Origin of the sequence: Pedobacter glucosidilyticus (assembly GCF_002483235.1) — a bacterium.
Taxonomy (GTDB): Bacteria; Bacteroidota; Bacteroidia; order Sphingobacteriales; family Sphingobacteriaceae; genus Pseudopedobacter; species Pseudopedobacter glucosidilyticum_B.
In genome coordinates this window covers 13,591-29,015 of record NZ_DLHN01000020.1, presented here as the reverse complement: position 1 = coordinate 29,015, position 15,425 = coordinate 13,591, and the positions used below count along the sequence as shown (strand labels likewise).

Below are 15,425 nucleotides of genomic sequence, written 5' to 3'. Positions count from 1 at the left end.
GACAACTATTATCCGGATATACCTTAAAGCTGAAAGCAGAAGGGAGAAAGCCTAAAGCAAAAGGCGGAAGGCTTAAGGCTTTGAATCATGATATAGAGATTGATTTTTATTTTTTTATTTCACTCATCCTTGATACTAGACAATTGAATTTTTTTAACCATAAAGAACACAAAGTTCACAGAGGGCTTTTATAAGTGTACACCCAGCTTTGTGTCCTCAGCGTACTCCGTGGTTAAATCATAATTAAAAAGGTAAAATTAAAAATTAAAAATTAAAAAACAGGGAAATCACTCATTCAAAAATAAATCATTCAATCAATAAAAACAGATTGCTTCTTCGCTCCTCATCGCTATGAAAGGAAAAAACTAAAAATTCGTCCTTTAAAGTTAGTTTAAATTGTGTTAAAGTCTCTGCTTTACATGGCACAAGAGTATTTGCCCACTTGGCTTGATTATCATTCTAGCGCTGTGTTGGGCCTCTGATTTCGTATAGTCTTTAAAAAAAAGCCTAGGTCTTTAACAAACATTTTAGGCTTTTCATAATGAATGTTATGTCCTGTATTTTCGTAGATTTTATGAGTGATTAAACTCGGGTGCTGATTTTTCAATTCTCTGTTTTCGTTTTTAAAGGGGAAAGCGTCTTGATCAGAAACTGGATCCAAAATTAACATTGGTACTTTTAAATTTCTGTAAACAATCTTAGGTTCAATAATAGCCATAGATTCCCCAAATAAATTAGACTGTGTCGGTCTCAAAATGTTGTCTAAAAATTTTCTCTCATTATCCATATTGAATAACTTTTCAATACCGCTTCCAACACTCCATTTTTTATTACTATCTAAGGTTAACCAAGCTAAAAGCTCAAATTGTGAACCTCCACCAGCACTTTGATCATATAAAAATTTAAACGCTTCGAATTCATTATTGAACAATGGGTATGATTGTCTGTCTTTAAAGATATCTTTAACTCTTAAATCTAATTCATGGGGCAGAAGCTTATGATAATAAGTATTTGTTGAAACCGAGCCCCCATCTTCAAGAATTAACCCTAAAACTTTATCAGGGTAAGTGTCATAAAAAGCTGTCGCAGTAAAACCACCTCTTGACCAACCTCCAATTACCGCTTTCTTTATTTTTTTCACTTCCATTAATTCATTTATATCATCTGCTAAGTGATATAAAGAAACCTCATGTTCAGGAATTTTTGTAAGACCATGACCATAGCTGTCAATAGCAATCAAATAATAACCTTCTTGTACGATATCTTCTGCTATACTCTTTAGTTCATAACTGTTTGTTAAACTTCCATGCACCCAAATTAAAGGTGTATTCTTGGGATTACCCCATTCAAGATAGTGCATTAGAACATTTTTTGTATTTATAAAACGCCCATGTTTCTTTTCATAATTATTAAACTCAACTTTTGCACTATCATAAATCGACTTTACATCAAGTGAAAATTTTGATGAACTAAAGTCTTGTGAAAAACTTACATTTACTGTAAATAAAATGCTAATGAAAACGTAAATCAATGTTTGCATGGATTTAAAATTGTTGGTTATAAAATTACACCTGAATAGCAATAGCAGTGTTATTACATTATTTTGTAAATTTCGATTTTCTCCAAGATTCTAGCATTTGCTGTCCTTTATTATTGTCAACATACATAATATTTACCGACAACTCTTTTTTGTCGAAAAGTCGACTGAACATTAAAACGTTTAATACCATTTTGTTAGGGTACTCAACTTTCATTTTAAAAGTCTGAAATTCCAAATTGTCAATTTTTTCAATTGTTGATGTTGAATCAATTTTTATGTCTGGCATTTGTGTTTTAAAAGTCTCGTACAACATATTATTTACATTTTTACAAGATTCTAAATAATTGCCGTCAATTGCTATGTCAAAAGGTTGGTAGTTAGATTCAAAATAATTGAGCTGGTCACTTTTAAACACGAAGATTGTCTTTGATTGATTTATAACCTTTTCATCATACGTTTTTTCAATTGCATCCGCTCCTTTGTTTTGCAGTTTTGACCATTCTTCAGCACTAACATTTTGAAAATTTTCAGGGATTGTAATTGTCCAATTAAAGTCTTTATTATAAATTTCTTTCTTTGGTTTAGTTTGTCCGTTACAACATTGAATTGCTATTGTTAAGCAAATTAGAAGGTACTTTAGTCTATTCATTATTTTGTTCGTTATAGTTTATATTTCTAAATCGGTTAGGTTTTCTAGGATTGGGGCTAACATTTCATGTAAAATAGCATCTTTCTTACATGAAACCATAGAAGTCATTAGGATTAATGAAAATAAAAGTTATATGATGCTTTTTCATATTAAGATTATTTAAGTAGATGTAAATACAGTTTTTTTACTTGATACACATAGCAGAGTAGAAATTACAGGTAATTTGAATCATAACTAAAACAAAACTTTCACAAATAGAAATATAAATTACAAAGTTTAAAAGACTAAACCAAACACCAACTCCCTAGCTATAAGGACTAACAACCTAACCACCTACCTCACACATCTAAACCCCATATTACTCATGCCAGAATCGGGGCTGCTTTTCATGCGTCTTGCTACGCGGTAACCAGAACAATAGCTATCGTTACACATAAAAGAACCGCCTCTTGCTACTTTTTTAGGCGTATAAGGTTCATCAGGGTCGTAACTGTCTGTTGGGCCTTGTGGGTTGGTTATGCCGCCTGCTTGCTTAGCTGTTGTGTAATAGTCGTTTCTGTACCAATCTGCACACCATTCCCATACATTACCAGCCATATCATACAATTGGTAGCCATTGGCTTTGAAAGATTTTACAGGGGCTAAACCATCAAAACCATCTTTTTTAAGATTTTGGTAAGGGAAACTTCCTTCCCATGAGTTTGCTTTTATGCCTTTACTAATATGTTCATTACCCCAAGGATAAATCGCATTTTGTAAACCTCCACGGGCTGCAAACTCCCACTCGGCTTCTGTTGGTAGGCGTTTTCCTGCCCATTTGCAATAAGCTGTGGCATCGTCCCAACTGATATGTACCACAGGATAATTATCTTTTCCTTTAATATCACTACCCAGACCTTCTGGGTGTTTCCAATTGGCACCTTCTACCCAGCGCCACCACTGGCTGTAATCATTTAAATCAACCTCAGCAGATGTTGGCGTAAAAACTAAGGATGCTGCAACTAACTGACTTTCATCTGGTTTGGGCGTACCCGGAGGAAGCTGCTTTTTTAACTCTTCCCAGTTAGGTTTGCGCTCTGCCGTGGTGATATAACCTGTAGCCTCTACAAACTTGGCAAATTGCGCATTGGTTACTTCATGCTCATCCATCCAAAAGCCAGAAACTGTTACTTGATGTTTAGGAAATTCATCTTTATCGGCTTGCTCATTATCCCCACCCATCATAAATGTACCTCCCGGAATGTAAACCATACCCGTTTTAGAAGTATCGCCATTAAAACTGATAGTTACAGTGCTATCTGTTTCGCTACTGGTATCTACTTGTTTGGTGCTTTGCTGGCAAGCATTAAAAGTGATAGCTAGTAAGCTTAATCCTAATAAAGACTCTTTTAATCTGAGATTTGGCATCGTGTGTAGAATATGTTTGGCTTTCAAAATTTAAAATTATCAAAATTATTCTTCTAATTTGTAACAATTAAAACCAAAACCTATCTCATTTAAAAAACTACTCACATAAATGTCTCAGAAGGAACAAGTTTTCAAAGAAATTTTTCAGGCTAATTCTAAGAAAATATATCGTTTATGTTTTGGTTATACCAATGATGAGGATAGTGCGAATGATTTAATGCAAGAGACTTTCTTGAAAGTTTGGCAAAATCTGGACAAATTCAGAAACCAAGCCATGATTTCTACTTGGATTTACCGGATAGCTGTAAACACTTGTTTAACTTACCTTAAAACAGAAAAAAGACAAGCTAAGGACGAGTTAACACCAAACATCATAGAAAACAAAGCTGAGGAAACTTCAGAGAAACAAGAACAAATTAAAACGCTTTACAATTGTATTGCCCAGTTAGAAGAAAATGAAAGGCTCTTGATTACTTTGGTGATGGATGAAGTGCCTTACCCAGAAATTGCGGAGATTTCTGGTATCTCTGAGGGAAATTTGAGAGTAAAAATTCACCGTATTAAACACAAGCTTACAGAACTTTTTAATAAGCATGAAAGACTTTGATTCTATATTAAATATTTGGAACGAACAAGCCGATAATACTCCTAAAGTTGATTATAAGGAGTTGATTTCTCGTTATAAAAAATCGAGGAATAAATTTAGTGCGAAAATTTGGATAGAACTTATATGGATGGTTTTAGCAGCTTGTACCATTGGTTATTTGTGGGCTACCCTATCTTTTAATACTTGGACTACCCATATTGCCATGTTTATTTTTGAGCTTTGTTGTTTTTATTATATCTATACCCAAATTAAAAACTTAAAAACGTTAAATAACGATTCTCTTTTAGAAACTCCGGAAAAGCATATTGACTATATTGAGGGCTTTAGAAAAGAGCGTTTTCAACAAAATACACGTAATTACTACGTTTATACTGTTGCCTTAGCACTGGCTTTGGGTTTGTATTTTATCGAGTTTTTTAATCATGTAAATACCATAACGTTGGTGTTGGCGGTAGCTTTTTCTATCACTTGGTTTGCTTTATGTACCTTCTTCATTAGGGTGGTTTATATCCGTAAAGAGGAAAAGCGCTTTAACGAGCTTATTGCTGAACTTGAACGTTTAAAAAAGCAATTTGCCAATCAAGAAAATTAGTTTTCTTGGATTTCGGTAATATCAAAAGTATTACTTCTGATGCTATATTCTATCAGTTTTTTACCCGTTGGTTTTGCTTTTGGATTAGGATCCTCGTACAAATCAAAAGCTCTTCTCAGCTTGCCTTCGTGGAGGTAAAAATTATCTTTTCCGCGGTATAATTTAGATGTTTTACTGGTTAAAGCCGGGAATTTAATTCGGTTAGGTTCGCCGTTATTATACTCTAAACAATATAATTCTGGAGTTTTAACACTATCATTTAAAGTGGTGTAAATTAAAATCTCTGGATTGCCATCGGTATCCATATCGGTATTAAAAGCCTCCACAAACTTGCCTTCTATTTCTAAATTGTAAGCCGTATTTTCTTGCTGTAAAGTATCAGTACGCAAAACTAATACAGCGCCTAGCGTATCGGCACCTTTACCCCAGTTTAAGATATGAAAATCTAAACCTGGTCTTACCATCAATTTCTGCATACTTTTAAAAGGTTGTGGCAAAACAACTTTAGCTTCAACAGCTTTATTTTCTGTTTTTTCTTCTCCGCCACAAGCCGCTAAACCTAGTACAAGTGCACAAACACAAATCAATACTTTATTCATCGTTTAAAAACTAATTAAACATCATCACAGGGGGTAATTCTATTTTCTTTCCATCCGTACCTTTAACAGATAATTTTAAGGCCGAACCTAATCCATCATCAAAATAAGCTAATTTAATTTTGTGCAAGCCTGGTCTTAGCCAAACTCCGGCAGCTCGCTCGTAGCGGGCATGCTTGCCATCATTATCGATAATCAATTCATCATCAATATACAACCTAGCACCATCATCACTTAATAAAGAAAACTCAAAAGTTGCATCTTCATTTACTTTGATGTATCCGCTAAATACTAAACCATAGCTTCTATCTTTACCACTTATCTTATTTAAAGCTAACTGATTAACTAAACCTTTTTTTGTAGCTAAATTGGTATCAATTTCTAAAACGCTGGTGAATTTACCTGGCACATAATGGTATTTTAAACTTCCAGAAACGGCTGGCGTATCTGTAATAGCTTCTAAAGGTTTACGGTTTACCAACCAAGTGGTAATTACAGCACTACGCTTACCAGAAGGCGTAATTACGATAGATTTTACTGGAATACGCTCTCCCTCTTTTACGGTAACTTCTAAATTCCCTTGATAAACTAAACATGTAGCATCAGGTATTTTACCATCTAATGTATAATAGATAATAGCATCTTTTACAGAGGGTTTCCACGTGAAGGTATAGCTTGATTGGATATTTAGCGTGGTGTCTTTAGCGCCTATAGCAGTAGGCACTCTGTAAAGTGTAGAGGTTTGGTCGAGCAGGTTTAAGTGTAAAGGCAAACGCTGATGAGCAAAGTTTTGATAATCCTTTTGGGAGGTATTTGTCCATGCTACTTCTGCCAAAGCCATAACCCTAGGAAAAAGCATATACTCTACTTTTTGTGTGGTAGGCATATATTCTGTCCACATATTGGCTTGCACCCCTTTGATGTATTTTTGTTGCGCTGCTGTTAAAACCGAAGGCGTTGGATTGTATTGGTAAAGCAGCCCTATCCTGCCATCGCCACCTATAGAAAGTGGCTCTTGGTCTGAGCGACCTTGAACATGGTCTAGATACAAACCGTTTGAACCGGGCGTCATGATCACATCGTGGTTTTGTTGTGCGGCTGCTATGCCACCTTTTTCTCCTCGCCACGACATTACCGTGGCATTGGGTGCTAAACCACCTTCTAAAATTTCATCCCAACCTATAATTTTTCTACCGTTTTTATTTACAAATTTCTCTATCCTTTGGATAAAATAAGATTGTAGCTCTTCCTCGTTCTTAAGCTTTTTAGCTTTGATACGCTTTTGGCAATAGCTACAAGTTTTCCAACGGGTTTTAGGCGCTTCATCACCACCGATATGGATGTAAGATGAAGGAAAAATAGCCATCACCTCGGTAAGGATATCCTCCAAAAAACTAAAAGTTTCTTCTTTACCTGCACAAAAAATATCAGGGAAAACGCCCCATTTTTCTTCTACTTTAAAAGGACCAGGGGTATCACCACAAGCAAACTCTGGGTATGATGCTAAAGCAGCAACAGCATGGCCAGGCAATTCTATCTCGGGTATCACATTGATGTATTTGGATGCTGCATAAGCCACAATTTCTTTGGCTTCTTCTTGTGTGTAAAATCCACCGTAAGGCTTATTATCAAACCATTGAGGCATACGGTCGTGGAAATTACCAATTAATGTTTGTGCCCTGTAAGCTCCTATTTCTGTTAGTTTTGGATATTTTTTAATCTCTAAGCGCCAACCTTGGTCTTCTGTTAAATGCCAATGGAAGTTATTGAGCTTGTACATCGCCATGATATCAATATACTTTTTGATAAAATCTAGCGGATAAAAATGCCTGCCAACATCTAGGTGTAAACCACGATACTGAAACCTTGGTTGGTCTTTGATGATAGCCTGCGGGATGTTAAGATTGTTTTTATGCAGTTGATACAACTGTGCTAAACTTTGCATGGCGTAAAAAAGCCCTTGTTCTTGTCCGCTTAAGGTAATTTGCTTTTCGCCGATGTTGATTTCATAGGCTTCTGGATTTTGCGGTAAAGCTTGATTGATAAAGCTGATAAGGCTTTCTGGTGCTTGAATAAAGTTTTTGGCCACCACCAACTCAAAACCACTATGCTGTTTTACTAAATCTCTAAATAACTCTGCTATTTTTCTATCTGCATCTTGCTGATAAAGAATAGCCGTTTGCGGTGTTAATACAAAAAAACCTTCTTTAGATACCACTTCTTGTGGTGCGGGTATAATACCTAAGTTTTGGTTTACAGCCTGACTAAATACAGAACAAGAGAGTAGAGAACAGAAAATAAAGAAGTAAAAGCGCATATCGATGTTAAAATATTTAAAGCTTAGTATTTATAATTAAGAACCCATCCCCATAAAAATGGCCGATGCAATACCAAAAATGAAAGCTAAAAAGTATATCACTAAAATAATGATAACCATAATTCCCCAAAACTTAAATACCGATTTTATTTTGGAAAAAGCATATTCTATAGATTCTTGGTCTTTGATTAAAATGGCTTGTTTGGTATAAACGGCAAAATCATACAGGTATTTTGCTGGGAAATAATATATCAAACCAGCAATGATATAAATTAGTCCGAAGGCAGCACCACCAATGGCACCAAAAGCAGTTGCAGATAACATAGCCGAACCAAAAACAGAGAACAATAATCCTAACAAAACTGCTAAACCGGTAAATATAAAACCCATTATAGCTAAAAATTTAGCCCACTTGGCCGTCTCTAGCAAAAATTCTTCTATAGAGAAGCTAAAGACCAATGCCTTTACTTCTTCTTTGTTTTGATTTTCTTGATTGTCTAGATTTTCTGAGTAGTTGTTTTCTTCCATGTTTAGTAAAATTTAAATTTTTATGAATATAAATGAAATTCTTTAAAAAGGAAGCTACACTTAAACCAAAATTTTATACTTAAACTCTTATCTTTGCGCAAATTTTAGTCTTGGTTTCTTGGTAAAACCCAGATAAACATCAAAAAATACAAATCATAATATAAAAAAATATGGCACTACAGTGCGGAATAGTTGGTTTACCCAACGTAGGCAAGTCTACCCTATTTAATTGTTTGTCTAACGCTAAAGCGCAAGCAGCAAACTTTCCTTTTTGTACTATTGAACCCAATGTTGGTGTTATTACCGTTCCGGATGAAAGGTTAACTAAACTTGCCGAATTGGTAAAACCACAAAAGGTTGTTCCTAATACGATTGAGATTGTAGACATAGCAGGTTTGGTAAAAGGTGCTTCACAAGGCGAAGGTTTAGGAAACCAGTTTTTAGGAAATATCAGAGCTACCAATGCTATCATCCATGTTTTACGTTGTTTTGATGATGGTAATGTGATCCATGTTGATGGTTCTGTAGACCCCATCAGAGATAAAGAAATTATTGATACCGAGCTACAGTTGAAAGATTTAGAAACGGTAACCAAGCGTATCCAAAAAGTAGAAAAAACTGCTAAAACAGGTACTGATAAGGATGCTAAAAAGACTTTTGAGATATTATCTGCGGTAAAATCTCATTTAGAGTCTGGAAAATCTGCTCGTACTGCCCCTATCACTGTAGAGGATTTTGAATTTATTGTAGATTTAAGCTTACTCACCATCAAACCGGTTTTATATGTGTGTAATGTTGATGAGGCTTCTGTAAACACCGGAAACAAATATGTAGACCTGGTAAAAGAGTCTGTTAAAGATGAAAATGCTGAGGTTTTAATTATTTCTGCTAAGATAGAATCTGAAATTGCTGAGCTGGAAGATTATGAAGAACGCCAAATGTTTTTGGCTGATTTAGGTTTAACCGAATCTGGCGTGGCTAAATTGATTAGAGCTGCTTACCGCCTATTAAATTTATCAACCTATTTTACTGCTGGTGTGCAAGAAGTTAGGGCTTGGACTATTACCAAAGGCTTTACTGCCCCACAAGCTGCTGGCGTTATCCATAGTGATTTTGAGAAAGGTTTCATTAGAGCCGAGGTGATTAAATATCAAGATTTTGTGACTTTAGGTTCTGAAAACGCTTGTAAAGAAGCAGGCAAACTAGGTGTTGAAGGCAAAACTTATATAGTTGAAGATGGTGATATTATGCACTTTAGATTTAATGTTTAGATTTTCATTTCTATAATATAAGTTTCAAATACGATTGAATCGTTAGACCATGTTAAGCACTCGTTACAAACGAGCGCAAGAGTATTTATAGAATAAAGCCAAATTGTTAATGATTTGGCTTTTTTGTTTTTTTTAACTTACAAGAATGTAAAACCAATTCTTTTATTCAAACCCATTTCAAAAATTCTTATTATTCTAATCTCATAGGGAAGACCCTCAGTTCCTGTCAAATGCTTTAAAAACTTTTCTGGAACACAATCAACCTGTTTAATCAACTCAAGAAAGTACTAAATTTTACTTTCACTTTTTCGTCTTGTTATATGTAAAATTCAACAAAGTAGTTTTTATGAAAAATTATTGTTCTTGCCGTTACACAAGTTGTCTTAAAATCAATCATTCTTAAAAGCTGAAAGCGAAAATCAAAACGCTAAAAGTTTTAAACTCTATCAGCAAGTTTCTTTTCTTCGTATCATTCAAAAAATTAATCTATCAATTTTACTTTAATTACATGTAATGAATTTTGCTTGAGCTGGAGAGCAATTTGATGTTTCTTTACCTTGATGACACTTTCTTCTGGAAAAATCTGTTTAGGTTTAGCTATAGTATTTTCATCATCCAAACTATTTGAACTAAGGCTACTGAGTTTAGCTATGGTTTGAATACCTTTCTTGTTATCCACATTAAACATTACTTCTTGCACTTTTTCAGAAGCATTTACCACCTTAATAATCAGCTCGTTACTTTGTTTATCTATGATAGCAGAAGCATAAATGCCATCGCCAACAGTTTCTTTAATCTCCTTCCTAATTAAATTTACCACATGTGTACCTCTGTTATTGGCAAATAATTTCTGAACATAATAATTAGGTGTTCCATAAGCTTTTAAATTATCAACCCAAATTAAATCTGGTGTCCATTGCCAACCCTCAACATGCGCAAACAAAGGTGCGTAAGAAGCCATAATTACGATATCAGCATTACGCTCTAAACCTGTTAAAAAAGCAGCTTCGGCAATAGCGCTTTTTAAATTGTTTTTGTTATTTACACTAACTACTTTATCTGTTTGCGCTGCATACTCACCTGCAAAAATTTTAGGTCCTGTTCTTGGATAATTATCATATCTAGCTGTATTTTGTAAAAACCATTCGGGTTTACGGTAGTAATGCTCGTCAATGATATCAGCATTCATTTTTCTTAATTCTGTATTTAGGTACTCAAAACGCTCCCCATCCGGATCAGTACCACCACTATTTACCAATTTAATTTCCGGATATTTTGCCTTTAGGGCTTTGGTAAACAACTTTAATCTTTCTATATACTGTGGACCCCAATTTTCATTGCCAACACCCAACATTTTTAAATTAAAGGGATTTGGATGTCCCATTTGCGCCCTAACTTTACCCCAGGGTGTTTGTACATCGCCATTGGCAAATTCTATTAAGTCTAAGGCATCTTGTATGTAAGGCTCTAACTGGTCTAGCGGTACTACTTCTGCTGTATTAAACTGGCATGCCATACCGCAATTTAAAATAGGCAGGGCTTGTGCGCCAATGTCTTCTGCCAGCTGGAAATACTCGTAAAAACCTAATCCAAAGGTTTGATAATAATCTGAGGCTAAACGATTAGCCATTTGGTTATTCCAACGGTTAATGATGAGTGTTCTTTCCTCTACCGGACCAATCGTTTTTTTCCACTGGTAACGGGTAGATAAATCATGCCCTTCTACAATACACCCTCCGGGGAAACGTACAAAGCCAGGTTTTAAATCGGCTAAAAGTTGTACCATATCTGCTCTTAAACCACCTTTTCTTCCTTTCCAGGTGTCTGATGGAAATAAAGAAATCATATCAACATCTATAACCCCTGCTCCACTAAAAATAATTCTAAACTTGCCCTTTTGTGCATGAGCGGTAGCGTTAAAACTGAGTTCTTGCTTGTGCCACTTATCTCCAACGGACGTTGGTATCACCTCCCCTTTACCAATGACTTCATTAAGCTCATTTAACAGTTCTACCTGAATTTTAATACCTGCATTAGCTTGACGGTACATGAATGAAAAATCATACCTCAGCCCAGCTTTAATTCCCATCCCTTTAAAACCTTCATTTACCATACTTTTAGCCTCTTTCTGAACCTGAACTCTTAGAAAACGAGGATTAGCAGGATTTGCATCGCCACGGTTTAGAATTAACAGCTCTCCTTCTACTTTTTTACCTTCTACTGTCCAACCCATTAAAGGTTTATAGAACTCGAAAGAGCGGTTTTTAATCATTTCTGCATAGATACCTCCGTCGGCCCCCATATTGATATCCTCAAAAAACACACCCCACATGGTAGCTTGTATTTCTGCTCTAATTTGGTTGGGTTGTACTGTAAATACAGATTGGGCTGCTGCAGAAAAACCGGTTATGGTTGCTGCAAAAATCAGCGGTAAAGATTGTTTTATGGCCATGGATAATTGGTTAAAGTTTTAGGTTGTTTGTAGTACAACTTATGATAGATAGAGCCCTCTTTTACCCAAGTACACATATAAAATTGAGTATTAAGATTAAAAAGATAGGGATTTCTTCTTAAAAACTATAAACTTCTGATCAGCTATCTTAAAATAATGTCTACCTAAACCATCAAAGACACTAATACATAAAGTCGTACAATTTAACTTCTTGAAAATAACGTTTTAAAGCATCGTTTAAGGTGGGTAATAAGCAACCGTGTTTACTGGCTAGCACACTATAAGAAGGTCTTTTTGCACTTAAATTTATTTCTTGAATAGGTTTGGCTATAATTAAAGATTCATCTAAACCTTGATGTTTAGCTACAAGAAGTGCAAATGCTGCAAAACTTATACCTCCTACATTAGCAAGATGCCATATTCCGCTTTCGTTGTCTATCAAAACATCTAAGCTGGTATTAACCAAATCTGGTACATAGGTTGGAGAAACCATCACATCATGAGGTGCAATAAATGGCAAACCTGCTTTTAAACAATTTATAACTTGATAGATATAATTATACTCATCCCAAGGACCAAAAAAAGTACTACTTCTGATTACTAAAGCGTTTGGATGATGTTGAAGTACCTCATGCTCTCCATGTACTTTACTTTTACCGTAAATATTGAGCGGATTTACTTCATCATCTTCTGTATAAGGATGATTTTTAACTCCATCAAAAACCAAATCTGATGAAAAGGTTAACAGCTTAACGTGATGTTTTTTACAAAGGATTGCTAAATTTTTACATCCAATAGTATTGCTGTTGTAGCAATCTTCTTGCTCTTCCTCTGCATCATCAACACGTACAAAACCTGTAGTATTGATGATAGCCCAAGGCTTTTCTTCTATAATTATTTGTTCTATTTGTGCTGGGTTAATTATATCTAGCTCAGCCCTGCTAAAAAGCTTAAAATGTAAATCCCTTTTAGCGCAAATTTTAGCGAAAGCATTACCTAAAGTTCCGGTTTTACCAAGAATCAATATGGGTTGGCCATTAAAGTTACCCACTACTTCTTGAGCTAAGTTGCCGTATAGTACCCGATAGTTTTTCTCCCACCAACCGCCACCAGCTATCACAGGATGATGAAAATTTTCGTTCTTTGTTAATGCTTTAACCATTGCCGTTAAAGCAGTTGGCCTCAATTTTCCAGACCTGATATCAAACACCCCTGACTCATAATTTCCCTTTGGCTGGGTTAAAAGTTTATCCCAACCAAAAGCACCTAATAAGGCCCAAATGGTAATGGCTTTTATATCAACACCCTCTATTTCTAATTTTTTAGCTTCCTGATGTATATATTGAAGCCAGCGCATTTGTTCTTCGCGGGTACAATGTAAATGCACTTCGGTAAGCGCCAAGCTAATTCCATATCGTTGCCAAGCCTCCTTTAATAAAGGATAAGGTCCTAGGATATTTACTTTTGATGACCTTACAGCTTCAATGTCTGCATATTGGTGGGTGCTATTTCCACCATGTGTATGAGTAGGATAAGCATCCAAATCTTCATCTATAAACCGTTCTGAGGTGATGTAATAGTTAAAACCTAAAATATCTGGCATTCCAATAGAGGTTTCAAAAAAAGCTATTTCCTCTTTTGTAATACCATTTTCTATTAAATAGGGATATAGTGGATGATTCTGATGAACCCTTCCGCACAGTAAATCTAAACCTAACCACCTACGTTTATTTTCTAAATCGGCTTGATAGCTTAATGGAGCTGTGCTATGAGTTTTACCTAAATCTTCTGTATGTACTAACTTGGCTTTCGGATTTACAGTTCTTATAGCTTCCATGGCTAATACGGTTGCTTTACATTCCTGAAATAAGATTTTTAAAAAACTATAATCATTACGCTCATGCGGCCACCATAAACCATATAAACCGCAAAATCTGGCAGTGGTTAACGGCTCATTAATAGGCGTATAATGATTTATCCAAGGGAAATCAGTAGCAACTTGTTGCGCATATTGGGCCAAGCCGCTAGAGAAAGAATCGTCCAAAATATCTACATATAAAGGTCCACTTCCATGATGCACCAAACCGGCAATAACTTCTATATTTTGCCCTCTTAAATAAAGAAGCTCTTCACGGGTTTTATCCCAATCTATAACCGTATTTTGCTGGGGCTGATGTTTTTCCCATAAAATCGGATAGCGGATACTGGTGATACCCAATGCCGAAATAGCTTTTAAATCTGATGGCCGGCTATCATATCCAGCATGCTCTAACTGATTAAAATATTGATTTCCTATCCTATTGATGCTGCACTCTAAACCTCCCCAAATCTCCATCCTATTCTATTAAAGTTTCGGTAGCTGTGGTTTCTTTTTTGAGGATATTTTTAAATGTTGCCAAAGCCTGCGCTACTACCTGATCCATATTATAATATTTATAGGTAGCTAAACGCCCAACAAAATGAGTATTTTCCAATTGGCTAGCTAAAGCTTGATATTTGGCATATAAAGCAGCATTATCTTCTTTAGGTATAGGATAATAAGGGTCTCCATCTGCCTGCGGAAACTCATAAACGACAGATGTTTTGGCATGTTTTTGCCCACTGATATACTTAAACTCAGAAATACGGGTAAAAGCATAATCATTAGGATAATTTACGGTTCCGGTTTCTTGGAACTTTTCCTGATCATGGGTTTCGAACTTAAATGCTAAAGAACGATAAGGCAATTTACCATAGCAATAATCAAAATATTCATCTACCGGACCAGTAAAAATTAATTTTTTATAAGTTATCTCGTTTATAATCTCCTTATAATCTGTATTTAACATGATTTTGATGTTAGGATGATTTAACATTTGCTCAAACATTTTGGTATAACCATGTAGCGGCATGGCCTGATAAGTATCGGTAAAATACCTATCGTCTTTATTGATTCTAGTAGGTACCCTAGCTGTTACAGAGGCATTAAGTTCTGATGGATCCATAGCCCATTGTTTACGGGTATATCCTCTAAAAAATTTCTCGTAAAGCTCCCTGCCTACTTTGGCAACCACCACGTCTTCAGAAGTTTTTATCTGTTTCACATCCTCTGCCCTTGAGGCAAAAAAGTCTTCTAATTCATCAGAATTAAGGTTTAAACCATACATATTATTGATGGTGGTAAGATTTATTGGAATAGGTAGTAATTGTCCGTCTACACTAGCCAAAACCCGATGTTGATAATTTCTCCACTCGGTAAAAGCAGAAAGATAATCAAACACATCTTTACTATTGGTATGGAAAATATGTGGCCCATATTTATGAACCAGTATACCTGCTTCATCATAATGGTCGTAAGCATTACCACCAATATGATTTCTTTTATCAATTAATAAAACTTTTTTATGAGCTACACGAGCCAAACGCTCGGCCAGTACGCTTCCTGCGAAACCAGCGCCAACAATTAAATAATCAAACATAAATGGTT

Annotated in this window: 12 protein-coding genes; 3 read left to right on the top strand and 9 right to left on the bottom strand. The window is 35.4% G+C overall.

Going from position 1 to position 15,425, the window contains the following annotated elements:
• Positions 1–454: 454 nt before the first annotated feature.
• The 3 genes from B2745_RS06150 to B2745_RS06140 all read right to left on the bottom strand — a co-directional run bounded on the left by B2745_RS06150 (position 455) and on the right by B2745_RS06140 (position 3,596).
• A complete protein-coding gene (locus tag B2745_RS06150; RefSeq protein ID WP_304064369.1) occupies positions 455–1,540 on the bottom strand; it encodes an alpha/beta fold hydrolase in 1,086 nt (361 codons plus the stop codon).
• Between the two features lie 58 nt (positions 1,541–1,598).
• Positions 1,599–2,189 (bottom strand): hypothetical protein, encoded by a 591-nt coding sequence (locus B2745_RS06145; protein ID WP_304064368.1) that lies wholly within the window; start codon positions 2,187–2,189, stop codon positions 1,599–1,601.
• A 333-nt stretch (positions 2,190–2,522) separates the two neighbouring features.
• The gene (locus tag B2745_RS06140; RefSeq protein ID WP_304064367.1) at positions 2,523–3,596 is read right to left on the bottom strand and encodes a formylglycine-generating enzyme family protein; all 1,074 of its coding nucleotides are present in this window, start codon (positions 3,594–3,596) and stop codon (positions 2,523–2,525) included.
• 109 nt (positions 3,597–3,705) lie between these two features.
• Here B2745_RS06140 and B2745_RS06135 point away from each other — a divergent pair, with 109 nt between their 5' ends.
• Positions 3,706–4,203, top strand: coding sequence for an RNA polymerase sigma factor (locus B2745_RS06135; RefSeq protein ID WP_304064366.1), 498 nt, complete (start codon positions 3,706–3,708; stop codon positions 4,201–4,203).
• A complete protein-coding gene (locus B2745_RS06130; protein ID WP_304064365.1) occupies positions 4,190–4,795 on the top strand; it encodes a hypothetical protein in 606 nt (201 codons plus the stop codon). The genes B2745_RS06135 and B2745_RS06130 overlap by 14 nt, the downstream gene beginning before the upstream one ends.
• On the opposite strand, the gene B2745_RS06125 is transcribed toward B2745_RS06130, so the two are convergent.
• From B2745_RS06125 to B2745_RS06115, 3 genes are read right to left on the bottom strand one after another with little or no spacing between them, the layout of a single operon-like run.
• Positions 4,792–5,394, bottom strand: coding sequence for a hypothetical protein (locus B2745_RS06125; protein WP_304064364.1), 603 nt, complete (start codon positions 5,392–5,394; stop codon positions 4,792–4,794). The genes B2745_RS06130 and B2745_RS06125 overlap by 4 nt on opposite strands.
• Before the next feature lie 10 nt (positions 5,395–5,404).
• The gene (locus B2745_RS06120) at positions 5,405–7,708 is read right to left on the bottom strand and encodes a family 20 glycosylhydrolase (protein WP_304064363.1); all 2,304 of its coding nucleotides are present in this window, start codon (positions 7,706–7,708) and stop codon (positions 5,405–5,407) included.
• 36 nt (positions 7,709–7,744) lie between these two features.
• Positions 7,745–8,236: a DUF5362 family protein gene (locus tag B2745_RS06115; RefSeq protein ID WP_304064362.1), complete on the bottom strand. Its 492-nt coding sequence runs from the start codon at positions 8,234–8,236 to the stop codon at positions 7,745–7,747.
• A 170-nt stretch (positions 8,237–8,406) separates the two neighbouring features.
• Between B2745_RS06115 and ychF the strand changes: the two genes are divergently transcribed.
• On the top strand, positions 8,407–9,507 hold the full coding sequence (gene ychF, locus B2745_RS06110; RefSeq protein WP_304064361.1) for a redox-regulated ATPase YchF: 1,101 nt from the start codon (positions 8,407–8,409) through the stop codon (positions 9,505–9,507).
• A 481-nt stretch (positions 9,508–9,988) separates the two neighbouring features.
• Here the strand turns inward: ychF and B2745_RS06105 are convergent, their stop codons facing one another.
• The 3 genes from B2745_RS06105 to glf all read right to left on the bottom strand — a co-directional run bounded on the left by B2745_RS06105 (position 9,989) and on the right by glf (position 15,417).
• Positions 9,989–11,959 carry an alpha-L-arabinofuranosidase C-terminal domain-containing protein gene (locus tag B2745_RS06105; protein WP_304064360.1) on the bottom strand — a complete coding sequence of 657 codons (1,971 nt, stop codon included), beginning with the start codon at positions 11,957–11,959 and terminating at the stop codon, positions 9,989–9,991.
• Positions 11,960–12,140: 181 nt separating this feature from the next.
• Complete coding sequence (locus tag B2745_RS06100; protein ID WP_304064359.1) at positions 12,141–14,294, bottom strand: SDR family oxidoreductase; 2,154 nt, start codon at positions 14,292–14,294, stop codon at positions 12,141–12,143.
• Between the two features lies 1 nt (position 14,295).
• A complete protein-coding gene (glf, locus tag B2745_RS06095; RefSeq protein WP_304064358.1) occupies positions 14,296–15,417 on the bottom strand; it encodes a UDP-galactopyranose mutase in 1,122 nt (373 codons plus the stop codon).
• Positions 15,418–15,425: the final 8 nt, after the last annotated feature.

Bases quoted from the DNA above. Each gene is read 5' to 3' on its own strand.
- B2745_RS06150 (WP_304064369.1), bottom strand. From the start codon at position 1,540: ATGCAAACATTGATTTACGTTTTCATTAGCATTTTATTTACAGTAAAT.
- B2745_RS06145 (WP_304064368.1), bottom strand. From the start codon at position 2,189: ATGAATAGACTAAAGTACCTTCTAATTTGCTTAACAATAGCAATTCAA.
- B2745_RS06140 (WP_304064367.1), bottom strand. From the start codon at position 3,596: ATGCCAAATCTCAGATTAAAAGAGTCTTTATTAGGATTAAGCTTACTA.
- B2745_RS06135 (WP_304064366.1), top strand. From the start codon at position 3,706: ATGTCTCAGAAGGAACAAGTTTTCAAAGAAATTTTTCAGGCTAATTCT.
- B2745_RS06130 (WP_304064365.1), top strand. From the start codon at position 4,190: ATGAAAGACTTTGATTCTATATTAAATATTTGGAACGAACAAGCCGAT.
- B2745_RS06125 (WP_304064364.1), bottom strand. From the start codon at position 5,394: ATGAATAAAGTATTGATTTGTGTTTGTGCACTTGTACTAGGTTTAGCG.
- B2745_RS06120 (WP_304064363.1), bottom strand. From the start codon at position 7,708: ATGCGCTTTTACTTCTTTATTTTCTGTTCTCTACTCTCTTGTTCTGTA.
- B2745_RS06115 (WP_304064362.1), bottom strand. From the start codon at position 8,236: ATGGAAGAAAACAACTACTCAGAAAATCTAGACAATCAAGAAAATCAA.
- ychF (WP_304064361.1), top strand. From the start codon at position 8,407: ATGGCACTACAGTGCGGAATAGTTGGTTTACCCAACGTAGGCAAGTCT.
- B2745_RS06105 (WP_304064360.1), bottom strand. From the start codon at position 11,959: ATGGCCATAAAACAATCTTTACCGCTGATTTTTGCAGCAACCATAACC.
- B2745_RS06100 (WP_304064359.1), bottom strand. From the start codon at position 14,294: ATGGAGATTTGGGGAGGTTTAGAGTGCAGCATCAATAGGATAGGAAAT.
- glf (WP_304064358.1), bottom strand. From the start codon at position 15,417: ATGTTTGATTATTTAATTGTTGGCGCTGGTTTCGCAGGAAGCGTACTG.